The sequence below is a fragment of the Variovorax sp. EL159 genome (assembly GCF_900100965.1).
In the GTDB taxonomy this organism is placed as follows: Bacteria; Pseudomonadota; Gammaproteobacteria; order Burkholderiales; family Burkholderiaceae_C; genus Variovorax.
The window spans coordinates 106,064-123,314 of the sequence record NZ_FMUJ01000006.1; the positions used below are offsets into that span (position 1 = coordinate 106,064).

At 69.2% G+C, this 17,251-nt stretch carries 15 protein-coding genes; 8 read left to right on the plus strand and 7 right to left on the minus strand.

Annotated elements, in window-relative coordinates; translation table 11 throughout:
* Nucleotides 1-3: 3 nt before the first annotated feature.
* Together BLQ28_RS24525 and BLQ28_RS24530 are read right to left on the minus strand one after the other, a co-directional pair.
* Complete coding sequence (locus BLQ28_RS24525) at nucleotides 4-1,380, minus strand: alpha/beta hydrolase (RefSeq protein ID WP_093245751.1); 1,377 nt, start codon at nucleotides 1,378-1,380, stop codon at nucleotides 4-6.
* Nucleotides 1,377-4,151: a tannase/feruloyl esterase family alpha/beta hydrolase gene (locus BLQ28_RS24530; protein WP_093245754.1), complete on the minus strand. Its 2,775-nt coding sequence runs from the start codon at nucleotides 4,149-4,151 to the stop codon at nucleotides 1,377-1,379. Before BLQ28_RS24530 ends, BLQ28_RS24525 begins: the two co-directional genes overlap by 4 nt.
* Nucleotides 4,152-4,270: 119 nt before the next feature.
* On the opposite strand from BLQ28_RS24530, the gene BLQ28_RS24535 reads away from it, so the two are divergent.
* On the plus strand, nucleotides 4,271-5,194 hold the full coding sequence (locus BLQ28_RS24535; RefSeq protein ID WP_093245756.1) for a LysR substrate-binding domain-containing protein: 924 nt from the start codon (nucleotides 4,271-4,273) through the stop codon (nucleotides 5,192-5,194).
* Entirely contained in the window at nucleotides 5,191-6,192 is a 1,002-nt protein-coding gene (locus BLQ28_RS24540; protein WP_093245759.1) for a Bug family tripartite tricarboxylate transporter substrate binding protein, read from the plus strand. Before BLQ28_RS24535 ends, BLQ28_RS24540 begins: the two co-directional genes overlap by 4 nt.
* Nucleotides 6,193-6,207: 15 nt before the next feature.
* Here the strand turns inward: BLQ28_RS24540 and BLQ28_RS24545 are convergent, their stop codons facing one another.
* Nucleotides 6,208-6,771 carry a putative glycolipid-binding domain-containing protein gene (locus BLQ28_RS24545; RefSeq protein WP_093246160.1) on the minus strand — a complete coding sequence of 188 codons (564 nt, stop codon included), beginning with the start codon at nucleotides 6,769-6,771 and terminating at the stop codon, nucleotides 6,208-6,210.
* Between the two features lie 95 nt (nucleotides 6,772-6,866).
* Here BLQ28_RS24545 and BLQ28_RS24550 point away from each other — a divergent pair, with 95 nt between their 5' ends.
* The 5 genes from BLQ28_RS24550 to BLQ28_RS24570 all read left to right on the plus strand — a co-directional run bounded on the left by BLQ28_RS24550 (nucleotide 6,867) and on the right by BLQ28_RS24570 (nucleotide 11,770).
* The gene (locus BLQ28_RS24550; protein WP_093245762.1) at nucleotides 6,867-7,406 is read left to right on the plus strand and encodes a C4-dicarboxylate ABC transporter substrate-binding protein; all 540 of its coding nucleotides are present in this window, start codon (nucleotides 6,867-6,869) and stop codon (nucleotides 7,404-7,406) included.
* 6 nt (nucleotides 7,407-7,412) lie between these two features.
* Nucleotides 7,413-8,906: a TRAP transporter large permease subunit gene (locus tag BLQ28_RS24555; RefSeq protein ID WP_093245764.1), complete on the plus strand. Its 1,494-nt coding sequence runs from the start codon at nucleotides 7,413-7,415 to the stop codon at nucleotides 8,904-8,906.
* Nucleotides 8,907-8,946: 40 nt separating this feature from the next.
* Nucleotides 8,947-9,561: a YiiX family permuted papain-like enzyme gene (locus BLQ28_RS24560; protein WP_093246162.1), complete on the plus strand. Its 615-nt coding sequence runs from the start codon at nucleotides 8,947-8,949 to the stop codon at nucleotides 9,559-9,561.
* A gap of 305 nt (nucleotides 9,562-9,866) precedes the next feature.
* Nucleotides 9,867-11,060 carry a Y-family DNA polymerase gene (locus tag BLQ28_RS24565; RefSeq protein ID WP_093245767.1) on the plus strand — a complete coding sequence of 398 codons (1,194 nt, stop codon included), beginning with the start codon at nucleotides 9,867-9,869 and terminating at the stop codon, nucleotides 11,058-11,060.
* Between the two features lie 11 nt (nucleotides 11,061-11,071).
* Entirely contained in the window at nucleotides 11,072-11,770 is a 699-nt protein-coding gene (locus BLQ28_RS24570) for a TIGR02117 family protein (protein WP_093245769.1), read from the plus strand.
* 24 nt (nucleotides 11,771-11,794) lie between these two features.
* Here the strand turns inward: BLQ28_RS24570 and BLQ28_RS24575 are convergent, their stop codons facing one another.
* From BLQ28_RS24575 to BLQ28_RS24585, 3 genes are all read right to left on the minus strand, one after another.
* Entirely contained in the window at nucleotides 11,795-13,075 is a 1,281-nt protein-coding gene (locus BLQ28_RS24575; RefSeq protein WP_093245772.1) for an aspartate carbamoyltransferase, read from the minus strand.
* Between the two features lie 97 nt (nucleotides 13,076-13,172).
* Nucleotides 13,173-14,228 (minus strand): purine-nucleoside phosphorylase, encoded by a 1,056-nt coding sequence (locus BLQ28_RS24580; protein WP_093245774.1) that lies wholly within the window; start codon nucleotides 14,226-14,228, stop codon nucleotides 13,173-13,175.
* Between the two features lie 104 nt (nucleotides 14,229-14,332).
* Complete coding sequence (locus tag BLQ28_RS24585) at nucleotides 14,333-15,016, minus strand: hypothetical protein (protein WP_093245777.1); 684 nt, start codon at nucleotides 15,014-15,016, stop codon at nucleotides 14,333-14,335.
* A 305-nt stretch (nucleotides 15,017-15,321) separates the two neighbouring features.
* Between BLQ28_RS24585 and BLQ28_RS24590 the strand changes: the two genes are divergently transcribed.
* Nucleotides 15,322-15,792: a nuclear transport factor 2 family protein gene (locus BLQ28_RS24590; RefSeq protein WP_093245779.1), complete on the plus strand. Its 471-nt coding sequence runs from the start codon at nucleotides 15,322-15,324 to the stop codon at nucleotides 15,790-15,792.
* On the opposite strand, the gene BLQ28_RS24595 is transcribed toward BLQ28_RS24590, so the two are convergent.
* Nucleotides 15,755-17,251, minus strand: coding sequence for a class I adenylate-forming enzyme family protein (locus BLQ28_RS24595; protein WP_093245782.1), 1,497 nt, complete (start codon nucleotides 17,249-17,251; stop codon nucleotides 15,755-15,757). The two genes, BLQ28_RS24590 and BLQ28_RS24595, sit on opposite strands and share 38 nt — an antisense overlap.

The window sequence follows — 17,251 nt, forward strand, 5'->3', positions numbered from 1 at the left end:
AAATCAGGGCGCGCGCGAAGGCACGCGGCTTTCGAGCGCGGGCGCTTGCCACGCAGGCTGGATGCGGCAGCCGTTCTTGCCGTCGATGTCGTAGCGCGGCATCAATGCCTTGCAACGCTGCACGAGGCCTTCGGGCGTGGGCTTCTCGCCCTTGTCGATCCAGTCGAGCAGCGCGCCGAACAGCGCGGGATATTCCGAATCGCTCAGGTAGCTGTGCTCGTGCTCGTCGCTGAAGCTCTGCACCAGACGGTCGCCGGTGCCGGCCGCGTCGCGGATGCGGCGGTACGCGTTCTCGAGTTCGACGAACGCGGTCGGGTCGTCCATGGCATGCAGCCCGACCGTGGGCAGCGAGGTGCGGCCGGTGGGCTGGCTGTCGGCCGCCAGTGCGCCCTTGGCCTGCGGGTCGGCCGCATAGCGCAGCACGCCGGCATTCAGCGCCGCATCGTCGGCCGAGCCCTGGTAGACCACGCCGATGTTGCCGAAGGGGTTGCGGCCGCCCAGGCGCTTTTGCACCAGGTCCTGGAACAACCATGTCGCCCACGACAGGTGGCCGACCAGCGAGCGCTCCGGAATCTTCACGACCGAGAGGATGGTCTTGAGCCGCGCCACCTGCTCAGGCGTGCGCTGCGCCGCCGGCAGGCCGACGCCGGTGCACGCCTTCACGCGCGCGGCGAGGTCGGCGCGCGTGAGCTTCGAATCCATCGGCAGGCCCATCCACAGCGGGTACTGCGGCTCATCGGGCCTGGGGTGGTTGCGGCAGACGTACTGGTAGACCACGCGCAAGTCGAGTCGGAAGTCGTAGTTGTTGTTGCCCCCGCCGATCACGCCGCTCGTGAGCAGCAGGCCGTCGTAAGAGCTCTTCGGCATCGCTGCATCGCCCGCGGGTGCGTACAGCTCGGCCGCCTTGGCGGCCACGCCGCCGCCGTAGCTTTGTCCGTGCAGCAGCGTGCGATGCGGCTGGCCGAAGTGGCGCACGAAGATCTGGCGCAGGCGCTCGGTGTCTTCGGCCGCCATCGTCACGCCGTAGCCGCCGCGCCGGTAGGTCGAACCGGCCCAGGCGTAGCCCGCCTTCACGGTGACGGCCCAGCGCTTGAGGTCTTCCTCGCTGCGCGCCAGTTGGGGCGGGCCGGTCTCGGGGCCGCCGTGGGCGTGCATGACGAGCACGCGGTTCGCGTTCTTCGCCCATCCGCCCGGAATCGCGATCCAGTAAAGCGCACCGGTGCCGTCTTCACCCGTGTAGCAGCGCGCGGTGTCGGGCACCGGTGCCGGACAGGCGGCCGCCCTGGGTGCCATCGGCGCGGCTTTCACGGCCTGCGCGGACAGCAGCGGTGCCGCGCCGAGCAAGGCGAATGCGGCCAGGCGGGACAGTTGTTTTTTCAATGGCGTACTCCGAGTTCCAGCGCCGCATTCGATCCCTGGGCGGAAACGAATGCCAGGACGCCGCTGTTGAAGATGAAATTGCCGGGCCGGCCCGCATCGGCCTGCGCCACGCCGGGCACCGGCGCGTCGTAGCTCAGGGCCGCGGCCGCGCCACCGAGATTGAACCCGCTGCCCGTCACGGTCGCATCATGGTTCTCCCCCTTCACGCTCAGCATCGCGTAGCTCCCATCGGCCGCGCCAGACGCAAGGCTCTGCGCCCGCGCAAGAACACGCAGGCCCACGCTGGTGGCCGATTCGCGCACCAGGTGCAGCGGCACCGTGGCACCGTTGACCAGCCCGACCACCATCGAGCCGCTGAGCGTGCCGCCGCTCGTGGCGGCCGGGTCGCCCGGCGGTGTGGTGAAGACGTCGAACGCGCCATGGCTCGCGTTGTAGGCGATGTAGCCCTTCTCTGTGCCGGCGCAGTTGGCAACGTAGAGCATGAAGCTCTTCGACGTCGTGTCGCGGCAGTACTGGAAGCTGCCTTCGGCGCGCAGCTTCATCGCCGCGCCGTAGGCAGAGACACCGTCCTTGTCCTGCACCACGCCCGCCGCGTTGAAGGTGGCGGCGATGGCCTTGAAGTCGCTGGCGCCCGTGCTGTCGTAGGTGTTCTGAAAGGCCAGCAGCGGCGCGAAGCCACCGCCCGCTGGCGCATCCACGCCGCCCGACAGCACACCGCCAGCCCCGAAACTGAAGACCGGGCCGTTGGTACCGCTCGAATAGCTGCAACTGCCCTGCGACACCAGCGTGCCGTTGCGCTGGATGCCGGTGCGGCCCTGCGCGCTCGCGTCGATGGTCACGGTGTAGGCCATGGTGGCCGGGTTGACCTGCACGCGCAGTTCTTCACCGAAGCTGTTGCCGCCCTTGTAGGTGGCGACGGACGCGGGCAGGTTCGGGCAGGCCAGCGGGTCGCCCACCTCGGTCACGCAGCTGTAGTTGACGGCCGCATCGAGGCTGCCGCTGCCGCGGTACTTGGGCCACGACGGAAACAGGCACAGCGGCCGCGTGCGGCCGTAGGTGCCGGCCACCGCATCCACGGCCACGCCGGTGGCGGGCGCCAGCCCGGCCTCGACCCAACCTTCGAGCGCGGCGAGCGAATCCCAGTTGGGAATGAAGCTGCCCGTGCCGTGGCCCATGCCGGGCACGGTGTAGAAGCGCACGCTCTGGTCGACGGCCGCCTGGCCCACGGTGGCAATGAGCTGCTTGTAGTAGTCGATGGTCGAGTTCGGGCTGATCACTTCGTCGGCCAGGCCGTGCAGCATGATGAGCCGGCCGCCGTGCGCGAAGAACGGCGCCAGGTTCGGGTTGGTCGCGTCGGTGAGATTCGATACCTCGGTCACCCGCGCGGCATAGCTGCCGGGGTTCTGCGGATCGAAGGTCAGCGTGTCGAACGTTGCGATGCGCGTGACGAAGTACTTCACCCACTGGTCGCCGGTGACGTACATGTTGGCGTCGGTCGAGGTGGCCGGGTTGTTCGGCACCTTCGACGAGCCGAGGTTGCGCGTGGTGAAGGGCCCCGCCACCAGCGCACCTTCGAGCAGGTTGTAGCCGCCCGCACGCTTGACGCCATTGGCCAGCGAATAGGTCGTGAAGTCGAGCGGCGACTCGATGGCCTGCACGGTGGCGATCTGCGCGTCCGACAGGCAGGTGCTGCCCGTGTCCGCGCCGCCGGGGCAGCGCAGCGAAGCCAGTATCTGCGTGTTCAGCTGCCTGCAGCTTTCGACGTTGCTCACGATGTTGTCGACCGCGCCGTCGAGCTTGTCGCAGGCCTGCATCGCGGCCTTCTGCACCATCAGCGTCTTGGCCACGCTCATCCAGCCGGCACCGCCGTTGTTGTACAGCGCGCGGCCCACCGCCACGTTCGACAGCCGCGTGCCGGTGTAGTTGAGCGCGGGCTCGTTGGCGATCACGCCGTCGTAGTCCAGCGGCCAGCGCTGGATGTAGCTGAGCGCATCGCGCCCACCGGTCGAGGTGCCGAGGAAGTAGGCGTGCTTCGGCGCGACGCCGTAGCGCGCGAGCACCAGTGCCTGCGCCACGTCGCGCGTCTTCTTGAGCGACTGGCCGCCGTAGTTCGCGAGCTGTTCGTCGTTGGCCGCGAAGCGCCCGTCGGTGATGCTGCTCGACTGGTGGCCCGAGTCGTCGCCATAGGTGGCGTAGCCGAGCGCCAGCGGCGCGGGCTTGCCCGCCGGGCCGAAGCGGATGACCTCGGTGCCGTCGATGAGCACGCCGTCGAAGCCGCCACCGCCGAAGTGGATGGTCTTCTGGTTCCACTTCTCGGGCAGGTTGACCGCGAAGTTGATCGCGCCCGCGCTCGCATCGACGGGCTGGATGGTGCCGCGCACGCGGCAGTAGTCGCCCAGCACGTTGCCGGCATCGCCCGCCGCCACCGGCGTGGCGCTGGTGACGGTGGCACCCTGCGTGGGCAGGCTGATCAGCGCGGCGGGCAGGCTCTTGCCGGCCAGGTCCGCGCACGACAGCAACGGCTGCACGGGCGGCGGCGGGTTGCCGGGTGGGTTGTCGGGCGGATTGCCCGGCGGGTTGGCAGGCGGGTCGGCGGGTGGGTTGTTGCCGCTCGCGGGAGGGTTCGCGGGCAGGCTCGGGAAGAAGCCCGAGCCCCCTCCTCCCCCACCACCGCAGGCGGCGAGCACGAGCGAAATACCGATCGCCGGGCCGAACGAACGGCACGCACGAAGGGCGCGATGAATCATCGATGCGGGGCGCGGTGAGCGCATGGTCTTGTCTCCGGCATGCAGCCTCGCTGGGCTGCTTTTTGAATGGGCGGCCGGACGATAGATTCACGAGTGACTTCGGGTCAAATAAAATAAAGAGGCACTCTCGATATGAAAAACATATGGACATCCGGGCACTGAGGTACTTCGTGGCCGTCGCGGGCACCGGCCACATGACGCGCGCCGCCGAGCAACTGGGCATTCAGCAGCCACCGCTGAGCCAGCAGATCAAGGCACTCGAACGCGAGCTGGGCGTGCTGCTGTTCAAGCGCCATCCGCGTGGCGTGGCGCTCACCGATGCGGGCCGGCTGTTCCAGGTCGAGGCGCTGCGCATGCTGCAGGACATGGACGCCATGAAGCAGCGCATGGCGCGCGTGGCCAACGGGCAGGCCGGCACGCTCGCGGTCGGCTTCACCAGTTCGGCGGCCGCGCACCGCTTCATGCCCGAGGCACTGCGCGCCTTTCGCCGCGCGCACCCCGACGTGGAACTGCAACTGCGCGAAGACAACGCGGCCGAGGTGACCGAGGCACTGGCCGCGGGCCGGCTGCACTGCGGCCTGCTGCGCGTGCCGGTGGCGCGCCCCGAGGGCTTGCTGTTCGAAACGCTGCTGCGCGAGCCCGTGCTGGTCGCGATGCCGAGCGACCATCGCTTCGCCGTGGCGGCCGGCAAGAAGTCTTCGCGGCCGTTGCCGCTGTCGAAGCTGTGCGAGGAAGGCATCATCCTCGTGCGCCGTCCGGGCGCGCCCGGCCTCTATGCCGAGCTGCTCGCGCTGTGCCATGCCAAGGGCCTGCGCCCGCGCGTGGTGGCCGAAGTCGATCGCATGATGACCAACCTGAACCTCGTGGCGGCAGGCGTCGGCCTGTCGGTGGTGCCGGCCTCGATGACCGGCGTGCACGCGCACGCCATCGCCTACACGCGGCTGGCCGATGGCGGCCAGCTCGACGCGCCGCTCACGCTGGTGTCGCGCACCGAAGAAGACAACCTGCCCGCGCAGCATTTCGCGGCGCTGCTGCGCAAGCTCGCGGCCAAGAATCCGGGGTCATGACCGTGCCACCGCTGCAACGCCGCCACTTCATGCGCCGCGTGGGCACCGGGCTCGCGGCCGTGTGTGCGCTGACGCGCCTGTCGTACGCAGCGTCGCCGCCGTGGCCGCATCGCCCGGTGCGGCTGATCGTGGTCTACCCGCCCGGCGGCGTGAGCGACGGCATGGCGCGCGTGCTGGCCGATCCGCTCTCGCAGTCGCTCGGCGTGCCGGTGCTGATCGAGAACCGCCCCGGCGCCGGCGGCAGCCTCGGCATGGATGCGCTCGCGCGTGCCACGCCCGATGGCTGCACGCTGGCCTTTTCAGCCATCAGCCCGCTCACGCTGCACCCGCTGATCGCGCGTGTGCCGTATGACCCGCTGCGCGCCTTCGCACCCGTGGCCAGCGTGATGCGCACGCCGGTGCTGGTGGTGGGTACGCAGGCCTTCACCGGTCGCGGCTTCGGCGAGCTGATCGCGCAGGCGCGCGGCCGGCCCGGCGCGGTGCGCTGGGCCACGTCGGGCGTGGCGACCATCGGCCACATGGTGCTTGCGCAGGTGCGCAGGCAAAGCCGCACCGACATCACGCACATCCCCTACCAGGGCGGCGGTCCGCAGCTCAACGATGCGCTCGGCGGGCAGTTCGAGGTGCTGTCGACCAACGTCGCGGCGCAGCAGCTGCAGTACATCGAGGGCGGGCGCTTCCAGGCACTGGCGGTCGGCGCGCCCGCGCGCATCGAGGCGCTGCCCGCGGTGCCGACACTGGCGGAACTCGGTTTTGAAAAAGCGAATCGCGACTCGCTGTTCGGCATCTTCGCGCCGGCCCACACGCCCACATCGGTGGTGCAGCGCCTGAACATCGAGATCAACCGCGTGCTGCGCGGCGACGCCGTGCTCGCGCGTTTGCGCGGCGCCTACAACCTGCCGGCCGGCGGCGGCATCGAAGACTTCGCGCACGAGATCACGCTCGACCGGCGACGCAACCGCGAGCTGGTGTCGGGAGACCGCTCGCAGTTCGACTAGGGCCTGCCTGGCCGGTCAGTTGCCTGCCGTCCAGAGGCGCGGGTAGTCCTTCACGAAGCCGTCGGGCGTGACGCCCAGCACCGCCGCGTAGTCGAAGCGCTTCGCCTCGTAGGCGTACTCGCTCTCGCTGCGCCGCTCGTAGCGTTGCATGAGTTCGCTCAGCACGCCGCCGCCGTCCAGGTCGACCCATGCCGCCGGCGCATCGGCGCTCTCGCCTTTCGCAAGATTGAGCCGGCGCAACTGCAGCAGGTTGGTGGCGGGCGTGAAGCCCAGGTCGAGATCGACGCAGTGCGACATGTCGGACACCGCTTCGTCATTGAGCTTCCAGTGGCCGCGCGCATCGCGGGTGATCGACAGGTCGATGGCCGAGTCGCCGAGCCAGCCGCGCACGGTGCCCCATTGGGTGTGCCAGAGCAGGTCGCAGCGCACGCGGTAGTGCAGCTGGCCGATGCGGCCGTCTTCCATTCGGAACACGGCACCGCCATCGAGTTGCCAGGCCGAGGCATTGCGTTCGAGGCGGCAGGCGTCGTGGCCCGGTGCATCGAGCCTGCGCCAGAGAATGGAGGCGACGGTTTGCATGGCGCGGATGATGGACCGGCGTGCTGCGGTGCGCAAGCCTTGCCCCTTCGTCTTCGCAGGTGGCAGTCAGGTTCGGGCGCTAGCGTCGGCGGCGCATGTTGCCGCCCACCCACACCGAGCCGAGCGATCCGCGCGAAGCGCCTCCCCCACGGCCCGCGCCGCCCGCGCCCCGCGTGCTCGACCTGATCGACCGCGCCGCGATGCCGCTCGCCCTTGCCATCGCGGTGCTGCTCTTCCTGCAATGGCCGCTGCGCGACCTCGCGGGCTCTGGCAACGGCCCGACGCAGGCGAACGATCTTGCACAGTGGCTGTTCGCGCTTTATGTGGCGGTGGCGTTGCGGCATGCGGGACGGCGCGGGGCGCACCTCGTGGCCCGGCCCGACCTGGCCGCCGACACCACCGGCCGCTTCGCGCGGCTGCGCCGCATCGGCGCGGCGCTGTGCGTGCTGCCGTGGGCGCTGTTCCTGATCGTGACGGCCACCGTGCCGGTGGTGCGCGCGGTGATGGCGATGGAGCTGTTCCCCGACACCTTCAACCCCGGCTATTTCATGATCAAGGTCGCGCTGCTGCTGCTCGCCTTGCTGCTGGCGGTGCAGAGCGCGCTCAACCTCTGGCACGAACGCAGGCCCGCGTAAGCACAGATGGCCTGGTTCGGACTCGCCCTTCTCGCGCTGGCCCTGGCGCTGATGATGACCACCGGCTGGCCGACCTACGCCGTGCTGCTCGGCGTGTGCACGCTGGGCGCGGTGGCGGGGCTGGCGCTGGGTGCCTTCGACGTCGCGCTGCTGCAGAACCTGCCGTGGCGCATCGTCGGCCTGCTGGAGCACGACTTGCTGCAAGCCCTCGCGCTCTACGCGCTGGTCGGCGCGCTGCTCAACCGGCTGGCATTGGCCGAGCACCTGTACAACGGCCTGCGCAAGCTGCTGGCTTTTGTCGTGCCGCGCGCCGCATCGGAGCTGGCCGGCATGGTGCTGGGCCTGATGCTCGCGCCGATGAACGGCTCGGTCGGCGCCAGCCTGCTCACGCTGGCGCGCACCGCCGGCAAGGGCTGGGCGCGCGAAGGCTTGCCCGCCGAGCAGCGCACCGCGCTCGTTGCCGTGACCAGCACGCTGGGCGTGATCGTGCCGCCCTCGCTGGTGCTGCTGTTGCTCGGCGACGCGATGCTGCGCGCGCACACCGAGGGCATGAACATGGCGCGCGAACTCTCGCTGCCCACGGCCGCCGCCGGAGCCGCCAACCGCATCGTCAACACGCAGGACATCCTGCAGGCCGCGCTGGTGCCCGCGGCGGCACTGCTGCTCGGCTGGCTCGCCGTCGCGTGGTTCGGCGCACGACGCAAGCCGGTGCCGAGCGCGCCACGCGAACCGATCGACCGCCGCGAAGGCTGGACGCTGCTGCTCGTGCCTTTGCTGATCGGCGCGCTGCTGGTGCTGGTGACCATGGGCAAGGTGCGCGCGGTCGAAGGCGCGGCCGCCGCCTGCGTGATGCTGCTGGGCTGGGGCCTCGTGTCGCGCCAGCTCACGCGCCCGGTGCTGGGGCAGGTGCTCGACGATGCGATGGCGCTCACCGGCGCGCTCTACGCACTGCTCGCGGCGGCCACCACCTTCTCGCTGCTGCTGCGCGGCTTCGGCACCGACGGGCTGATCGCGCGGCTCATGCTGTCGCTGCAGGGCCATCCGATGCTCGGGCTCATGGCGGTGCTGGCCGTGCTGCTGGCCTGCGCTTTCGTGCTCGATGCCTTCGAGCTGATCTTCCTGATCGTGCCCATCGTGATGCCGCCGGTGCTGGCGCAGCTCGACGACGCGGCATGGATCGCCACGCTCACGCTGCTGGTGCTGCAGGCCGGCTTTCTGCTGCCGCCCTTCGGCTATGCATTGGTGCTCGCGCGCGGCCAGGTTGCGCCGCGCCCTCCGGTGGCCGCCATCGCGCGCGCGCTCGTTCCCTACCTGGCCGTGCTTGCCGTGGTGACCGCCGGCGTGATGGCCCTGCCGCAAACCACGCGCTGGCTGCGCACCTCGCCGACCGCGCTGGCACCGGCCCAGCCGATGAACGAGGAAGCGGTCGACCGGCTCATGCGCGAGATGGCGCCACCGCCCGACACGAGCGACAGCAGCACGCCGCCCGAAGAAAACTGAGGGCCCGCACGCATCGGACTGCCGGACAATGCGCGGCACCATGACCCAGCTTTTCGCGGCGCTCGCGCTGCTCCTGTCCGTTCTTTTCTGCAGCGCCGGCCACGCCGCAACCACGCTGAAAGACGGCGACATCATCTTCCACACCTCGCGCTCGGCGCAGAGCGTGGCGGTGCAGCGCGCCACCGGTTCGCGCTACAGCCACATGGGCATCGTGCTGTTTCAAGGTGGCAAGCCCTATGTGTTCGAGGCGGTGTCGACGGTGCGCTACACGCCACTCGCGCAATGGACGGCGCGCGGCAACGGCGGCCACTACGTGGTCAAGCGCCTGCGCGATGCCGACAAGCTGCTGACGCCCGCAGCCGTGGCGCGCCTGCGTGCGCGCACCTCGGACTTTGCGGGCCGTCCGTACGACCTGACCTTCGAGTGGTCGGACCAGCGCATCTACTGTTCGGAACTCGTGTGGAAGCTCTACCAACGCGCACTGGGCATCCGCATCGGCGAGCTGCAGAAGATCCGCGAATTCAACCTGACGGACCCGGCGGTGCGCGCCAAGATGCGCGAGCGCTATGGCGACAAGGTGCCGATGGACGAACCGGTGATCTCGCCTGTGGCGATGTTCGAGTCGCCATTGCTCATGACTGTCGAGACTCGCTGAGGAGTTTTCTGCCTGCTGGTGTTCGTTCAGGGCGGTGGTTGATCAGCGAGCACAACGACAGCGCCTCTTGTGCGCAGGGCACCGGGTACTCCCCGCAGCGAAATAAAGGAGGAGGGGCGAAGCCCCGGGGGACATTCGCGGAGGGGAGTACCCGGTGTCCTGTGCACGCACCCCGAACAGCAGCACCAAACAGACAATCAGCCTGTCCCCTCGATAGGCACAACCGCCCCACCCGCGAGACAATTGTTGCCGTGAGTCCCCACCCCCCGTCAGCCCCGCCGATCCGCCGCATCGCCCACCTCGACATGGACGCCTTCTACGCGTCGGTCGAGCTGTTGCGCTATCCGCAACTCAAGGGCCTGCCCGTGGTGATCGGCGGCGGGCGGCGCAGCGTGGACGAGGCCATCCGCAACCTGCCCGAAGGCGGCACGCTCGCCGACATTCCGGTCGAGTCGTTCCCGCGCCTGAAGGACTACACCGGCCGCGGCGTGATCACCACGGCGACCTACCCCGCGCGCCAGTTCGGCATCGGCTCGGCCATGGGGCTCATGAAGGCCGCCAAGCTCTGTCCGCAGGCGTTGATCCTGCCGGTCGATTTCGACGAATACCGCCGCTTCTCGCGTGCCTTCAAGAAAGTCATTCTCGACATCGCGCCGCTGATGGAAGACCGTGGCGTGGACGAGGTGTACATCGACTTCACCGACGTGCCCGGGGGCCAGCGCGAAGGCGGCCGCGTGCTCGCGCGGTTGATCCAGAAATCGATCTTCGACGCCACGGGCCTGACCTGCTCCATCGGCGTGGCGCCCAACAAGCTCATCGCCAAGATGGCGAGCGAGTTCAACAAGCCCAACGGCATCTCGGTGGTGTACGAGGACGACCTCGAAACGCGCATCTGGCCGCTGCCCTGCCGCAAGGTGAACGGCATCGGCCCCAAGGCCGACGAAAAGCTCAAGCGCTTCGGCATCGAGACCGTGGGCCAACTGGCGGCGCGCGATCGCGACTGGCTCGTTGCCACCTTCGGCAAGGCCACCGGCGCGTGGATGCACGAGGTGTCATGGGGCCGCGACAACCGGACGGTCGTGACCGAAAGCGAACCCGTCTCGATGAGCCGCGAGACCACCTTCGACCGCGACCTGCATGCGGTGCGCGACCGCGCCGCGCTGGGTGCGATCTTCACCGACCTGTGCGAGCGGCTCGCCGGAGACCTGCAGCGCAAGGGCTACGTGGGCAAGACCATCGGCATCAAGCTGCGCTACGACGACTTCAAGATCGCCACGCGCGACCAGACCATCGACCGCTTCACCGACGACGGCAAGACCATCCGCCAGATCGGCGGCCAATGCCTCAAGCGCGTGCCGCTGGAGCGGCCCCTGCGCCTGTTGGGCGTGCGCGTGGGAGCACTCGCCAAGGCCGGCAGCCCCGAGGCGCTGGCACCGGCCGGTGCGGGCGGGCATCGCCCGGCGGCGGAGCCGGTGTCGACCACCGCATCGCTTTTCTGAGCGTCGACACCATGTTCATCAGACGCTGGCTCAAGCGCATCGCATTCACGCTGCTGGGATTGGTGGCGCTGGTCGGGCTCTATGTGGCCACGGCCTGCGCGCTGGTGCTGTGGCCCGCCAACGCCAGGCCACCGGACGCCGTGGCGGCCACGAATGCGCCCGAGGTGCAGGCCTGGGTGTTGAGCAACGGCGTGCACACCGACTACGTGTTCCCGATCCGCTCGGCCGCCATCGACTGGCAACAGCTCTTTCCACTGGCGGACTTCCGTGCGGTGCCGCCGGATGCCGAGTTCATCGCCATCGGCTGGGGCGACCGCGAGTTCTACCTGAACACGCCCACCTGGGGCGATCTGACGGCCTCGCGCGCCTTCGGTGCGCTGTCGGGCGGCAACCGCTCACTGATGCATGTGAGCTACCTGCAGCGCGGGCAACTGGGGCGCGGTGCGTTCAACCTGCCGCTCTCGCAGACCCAGTACGCGCAACTGGTCGGGTACGTGCAACGCACCTTGCCATCGGGCCGCGCGACGCCCATCGCGGGCGCGCACTACGACAGGCAGGATGCCTTCTACGAAGCCGAAGGCGGCTACAACCTCTTCGAGACCTGCAACACCTGGATCGGGCGTGGGTTGCGGCAGGCGGGCGTCACGGTCAGCCGCTGGACGCCCTTCGACTTCACGGTGACGTGGCATCTGCAACCCGCAACGCACTGAGCGTTGCGGGTTACGCGTTGCATATCAGTCCAGCCCGTCGAAGTCCGCGTCGTCCGGCCCGATGTGCGGGGGCGAGCGCCAGCCGGCATCGCGCATCGAGCGGGCCACCTGGTGCTCCACGCCCATCAACACCGCGAACAGCGCCATGCGCACGGGAATGCCGTTGTCGGTCTGGCGGAAGATCGCCAGCCGCGGGTCGTGGTTGAGGTCGATGCTCAGGTCGTTCGCACCGGGGCGGCCGTCGCGCGGCAGCGGGTGCATGAGGATGGTGTCGGGCTTGCAGACCGCATCGACCAGCGCCTTGCGCACCTGGAACTCCGGCGTGTAGCCCTCGATTTCCTCACCCGCGAAGCGCTCCTTCTGGATGCGGGTGGCATAGACCACGTCGGCACCGCGCAGGCCTTCTTCGAGCGATTGCGTCTGCTCGATCACATGGCCGTTGCGCGACACCAGGTCGAGCAGGTAGGCCGGCATTTCCAGCGACGGCGGCGCGATCAGCGTGAACTTCAGCCCGCGGTACAGCGCCAGCAGCCGGATCAGCGAATGCACCGTGCGGCCGTACTTCAGGTCGCCCACGATCGCCACATGCGTGCCGTCGACCAGCTTGCCCATGCGCGAGAACTCGCGCTGGATGGTGTACAGGTCGAGGATGGCCTGGCTCGGGTGCTCGCCCGGACCGTCGCCCGCATTGATGACCGGGATGTTGGTGGCGCGCGCGAACTCGGCCACCGAGCCCTGCTCGGGGTGGCGCACCACCAGCGCATCGACGTAGCCGCTCATCACGCGGCTGGTGTCGTAGATCGACTCGCCCTTGGCCATAGACGAGAAGGTGAAGCCGGTGGTGTCGCACACCGTGCCGCCCAGCCGGCAGAACGCCGCGCCGAAGCTCACGCGGGTGCGGGTGCTGGCCTCGAAGAAGAGGCTGCCGAGCACCGCGCCTTCGAGGATGCGCGTGACCTTCTGGCGACGCGCGATAGGCTGCATGACATCGGCAACCTGGAACAGGTCTTCGAGGCTCTCGCGCTCGAACTGCGCCACCGACAGCAGGTGCGGCCGGCCTTCGGCGGCGATGCGCTGGCCGAGCGGGCGATCGTCGGCACCGGCGCTGGCCTGCGCCTCGCGCTGCAGGATCTCGGCGACGAACTTGCCGACCATCTCGGGCATGGCCCGCGACTCGCCGGAGTCGGCTGGCAGCAGCCAGGTGTCGAGTGCCCGGCGGCGAACACCCAGGCGCTCGGAGAACGCATCGCGGGTGAGATTGAGGCGGCGCATGGCGTCGCGCAGGATGTCTTGTTGCTGGCTCATGGGCCGCAAATATACGCCATGCGTAAGAATTTCTCGTGAAAATTTACGCCTTGCGTATATTTTTAGATGAGGCGGCTGCCCAGCCGCCACAACGCCCTCAGGGCTTGGGCACGCCGCCCTGCCACTGCGGCCAGTTCGCCACGATGTGATCGACCACGCGGCTGCCCACCAGCTCGATGTTTTCCACCGTCTCGGCAAAGCCGCCGGCCGTTTCGCCCGGTGCCGGGTCCAGGTGCTGCAGCGTGGTTTCCTTCGGGCTGCCCTGGTCGAAGTTGACCGCGCCGCGCAGGCTCATCACGCGATCGGTGCCGTGCGTGCGCTTGATCACGAGGGTGATGGCGGCGGCTTCCATTTCGGTGATGACGTAGTCGTCGGCGCCGTAGAGCTTGGCGATGTACTGCGCCTGCTTCGACATGCCGGGGCCGTGGAAGAAGGTGTCGCCGGTCATGTGCGTGCCGGTGCCCACGAAAGGCGCGCGACGCGCTGCGGCGTCGGGGTAGCGCAGGCGGTACTTGCGCGCCGATTCCGAGTCTTTCAGCGGCGTGTCGGCCGAGAGCTTCATGGCCCAGCTCACGAGGTCGGGGTTGATCCTGAAGCGGCGGTATTCCTCGTAGCCCTTGCGCGGCATAAAGGTCGGCTCGCCGGCCTTGTTCTCTTCGGGCGCCCAGCGGTGGCCCAGGTCGTAGTCCACGAGCCAGGTGGCCCAGCTGACTTCGCCGATGGTGCCGCGCGACGGCGGCGTGCCGGCCACGCCGGAGATCACGTAGTAGGCCTGCGAGAAGTCGAACTGCGGGTTCAGCAGGATGGCCTGCATCGACGACGACGAGTTGACCTTGCCCATGCCGAGCACCGCGCCGCACACGCCGTCGGCGTTGCAGTACACGGGCTGCAACGCGCCGGGCACGGTGATCGGCTTGGCGTTCATCCAGTAGCGCTCATACCAGTGCTGGAACTCGCCGGCGCGGTCGCCGGTGTTCTTGCCGATCTCGAACATGGCGGCAACGAACACCTTGACCCTGATGGGCGCAGCGGCCGCCGTGGTCGCGCCCGTTGCGGATGACGGGTTCGAGGTGGAAGCACAGGCGGTGGCAAGCAGCGCAACGCCGCACAGCGCCAAGAGGCGCGTGCCAAGGGAAGACCAACGAGGGAACATTCTGGAACTCGGTAAAGGAAAAAGGACGCCGGACAGCAGCAACAAACGCGCCCGGCGCGCCGGCAACGTGCGCGGCGCCCTGCCCGCCACCCGCGATTGTCGGCTCAGCCGCCGCTGGCGGCGAGGCTGAAGCGCACGCTGTCGCGCTCCAGCGCGATGGCGTAGCCGAGGTCTTCGGCCAGGTTCTGCAGCGCGACCGCATCGATGGCCAGCGCGCGCGGCGCACGGTGCGCGTCGAGCACGGCCTGCGTGGCGCCGGGTTCGCGCGGCAAGGCGCTCAGGCGCAGAGCATCGGCGCCGTCGGCCTCGATGCGGATCGTGACGGCCTCGACCACGCCGTCATGCAGGTAGCCGAGCGCACCCAGGAAGAGATAGCGCAGCGCGGCGCCCGCGGGCCAGCGCGGCTCGTCCTCCTGAGCGGCAACGGAATCGGTGGCATCGAGCGCCACGCCGTGCAGGTCGAAGGCCGAACGCATCAGGCTCACGCACTGCGCCACCAGCGCGCTGCGGGTGATGCCGTCGTCGGTCGTCGCCAGTTCCCAGTCGCGCAGCGAGCGGATGGCGTGGACCAGCTCCGACACCTGGTTGTCGATCAGCGCCACGCGCTCTTCGCAGGCGGCTGCATCGATGGTGGCGGCCCCCACCTGCCGCTTGAGCATCAGCAGCGCCATGCGGATCACCGACACCGGCGCGGCCATGTCGTGCCGCAATGCCGGCAGGGCGCGCGTGAGCAGTTCATGGCGCACGCCGGCGGCGATCCAGCTGCGCGCTCCGGGAGACGACTTCATCGCGCGGCACCTCCAGTCGGCAGGGTCATCGGGCCCGACGTGAAGGATGCCGGTGCACGGGCGTGGCCTGCGGGGTGAGGAGCGACGGGAGACACGGTCACGGGATACGTCCTGAAACGGAAAGCAAGGCCACGAGTATCGGGCCCGTCCCCCGCGCCGGACGTAGGAACGAGCCTACGACGGCCGGCCCCGCGCAGCGCCGGCCGCATCGCCATCGCCGGTTGGAGATGTCCGGAAGCAGCGCGCCGGCACCGGGCCGCATGCCTATCTTCAGCCGCTCCTTCACTCCCCTTGCACCACACCGCATGACACCCGAACAGAACAAGCGCGCCGTCTCCGAGGCATGGAAGGCCTTTGCCAGCCGCGACCCGCAGCGCATCCGGGCCGCCTTCACCGACGACGCCGAATGGCTCGCGCCGAAAGACAACGCCACCGGCGTGGCGCTCGGCTTCACCGATCACATGATCGGACCCGACACGATCGTGCGCTTCCTGGCCGAGGAATTTCCGAAACTGTTCGTGGCCGATGTGTCGGTGCAGTTCACCCACCCCATGCTCTGCGAGGGCGACACGGTGATGCTCGAGATGCGCCTGCAGGCCACGCTCCCCAGCGGCCGGCACTACGACAACGACTACTGCCTCATCCTCGAACTGCGCGAAGGCCGCATCGCCCGGGTGCGCGAGTACATGGACACGCAGAAGGGCCGCGGCAGCGTCATCGGCGACCTGCCATCGGACCTCAGGGCTGCCGGGCCCGTGCCTGCAGTTCCCGCTTGAGCAGCTTGCCGTTGGCCGTGGTCGGCATCGCGTCGATCACCTCGATGCGGGCCGGCCGCTTGTACGGCGACAGGTGCTCCACCAGTTGCACGCGCAAGGCCGCTTCATCGAGCACGGCGCCCGGCTTCATCTCGACGAAGGCGACGATCTGCTCGTTGCCATCGGCCTCCGGCACGCCGACGACCGCGCACAGGTGCACGCCGTCGAAGCGGCCGATCACCGCCTCGATCTCGGCCGGGTACACGTTGAAACCTGAGCGGATGATCATTTCCTTCAGCCGACCGACCACGAACAGCGCGCCGTCTTCGCCGAAGCGCCCGAGGTCGCCCGACGCATACCAGCCGCCGGGGCGCATCACCTGCGCGGTGGCGGCCGCATCGCGGAAGTAGCCCAGCATCAGGCCCGGGCCGCGCAGCCAGATTTCGCCGGTGTCGCCTTGTGCCGCGTCCTGCCCGTCGAGGGTGACGATGCGCGCCTCGCCGCCTTCCACCGCATGGCCAGCGGCCGTGTCGGTGCGCGGCGATTCGGTGCGTGTGAGAAACACCGAGCCCGCGTACTCCGACAGGCCGTAGCCATAGTGCAGCGGCTGACCGAACAACCGCTCCACGCGCTGCTTGAGCGCCGGGTCGAGCGGCGCCGAGCCGGTGTACACGTAGCGCAGATGCGGAAAGCGCGGCACCACGTGCTCCGCATCGATGTGGGCCAGCAGGCGCGCGTACATGGTCGGCGGGCCGAGCAGGTTCGACACCTGCTCGCCGGCCAGTGCCTGCAGCACGTCGACCGGCGAGAAGGCACTGCGCAGCACCAGAGATGCACCACCCGTCAGCGCCGCCATCAGCACCGTGCCGATGCCGAAGATGTGCGTCATGGGCAGGAAGGCGTAGGCACGGTCGCGCTCGTTCAGCGCGCGCACGGTGGCCGACACGCGCCCGAAGTGCAGCAGGCCGCGATGCGACACCATCACGCCCTTGGGGGTGCCCGAGGTGCCCGACGTGAAGATGATGGCGGCCGTGTCGGCCAATGCCGCATCGGGCTCCACACGTGCCTCGGCGCGCACCGCCGAGCGCATCACGCCCGGCAATGCCATCGGCACCGCACCGGCGCGCTGCGCATGCCGATCCGCCGATTCGGAAGCCTCGGCCGTGAAGCAGCACAGCCGCGCATCGGCCCGCTCGGCGATGGCCGCGATCTCGCCCGGCGACATGCGCGCATTGACGCCGCACGACCACGCACCGATGCGGCTGCAGGCCATGAGCAGCGCGATGTGCGCGGCGCAGTTCTCGGCCACCAGCACCACGCGGTCGGTCGGCCGCACGCCGGCATCCTGCAGGTCTTGCGCGGCCACGTCGACCATCGCCTGCAAGGCCGCGTAGGTCGTGGCGCCCGTGGGCCCGAACAGAAAGACGGCATCGGGCGTGCGGGCCGCACGCGCCTCCAGCAATTCGTGAATGCGCTGCAT

What these genes read in the sequence shown, in the direction of transcription:
- BLQ28_RS24530 (WP_093245754.1), bottom strand. Translation starts at nt 4,151, where the DNA reads ATGCGCTCACCGCGCCCCGCATCGATGATTCATCGCGCCCTTCGTGCG.
- BLQ28_RS24535 (WP_093245756.1), top strand. Translation starts at nt 4,271, where the DNA reads ATGGACATCCGGGCACTGAGGTACTTCGTGGCCGTCGCGGGCACCGGC.
- BLQ28_RS24540 (WP_093245759.1), top strand. Translation starts at nt 5,191, where the DNA reads ATGACCGTGCCACCGCTGCAACGCCGCCACTTCATGCGCCGCGTGGGC.
- BLQ28_RS24545 (WP_093246160.1), bottom strand. Translation starts at nt 6,771, where the DNA reads ATGCAAACCGTCGCCTCCATTCTCTGGCGCAGGCTCGATGCACCGGGC.
- BLQ28_RS24550 (WP_093245762.1), top strand. Translation starts at nt 6,867, where the DNA reads ATGTTGCCGCCCACCCACACCGAGCCGAGCGATCCGCGCGAAGCGCCT.
- BLQ28_RS24555 (WP_093245764.1), top strand. Translation starts at nt 7,413, where the DNA reads ATGGCCTGGTTCGGACTCGCCCTTCTCGCGCTGGCCCTGGCGCTGATG.
- BLQ28_RS24560 (WP_093246162.1), top strand. Translation starts at nt 8,947, where the DNA reads ATGACCCAGCTTTTCGCGGCGCTCGCGCTGCTCCTGTCCGTTCTTTTC.
- BLQ28_RS24565 (WP_093245767.1), top strand. Translation starts at nt 9,867, where the DNA reads ATGGACGCCTTCTACGCGTCGGTCGAGCTGTTGCGCTATCCGCAACTC.
- BLQ28_RS24570 (WP_093245769.1), top strand. Translation starts at nt 11,072, where the DNA reads ATGTTCATCAGACGCTGGCTCAAGCGCATCGCATTCACGCTGCTGGGA.
- BLQ28_RS24575 (WP_093245772.1), bottom strand. Translation starts at nt 13,075, where the DNA reads ATGAGCCAGCAACAAGACATCCTGCGCGACGCCATGCGCCGCCTCAAT.
- BLQ28_RS24580 (WP_093245774.1), bottom strand. Translation starts at nt 14,228, where the DNA reads ATGTTCCCTCGTTGGTCTTCCCTTGGCACGCGCCTCTTGGCGCTGTGC.
- BLQ28_RS24585 (WP_093245777.1), bottom strand. Translation starts at nt 15,016, where the DNA reads ATGAAGTCGTCTCCCGGAGCGCGCAGCTGGATCGCCGCCGGCGTGCGC.
- BLQ28_RS24590 (WP_093245779.1), top strand. Translation starts at nt 15,322, where the DNA reads ATGACACCCGAACAGAACAAGCGCGCCGTCTCCGAGGCATGGAAGGCC.
- BLQ28_RS24595 (WP_093245782.1), bottom strand. Translation starts at nt 17,251, where the DNA reads ATGCAGCGCATTCACGAATTGCTGGAGGCGCGTGCGGCCCGCACGCCC.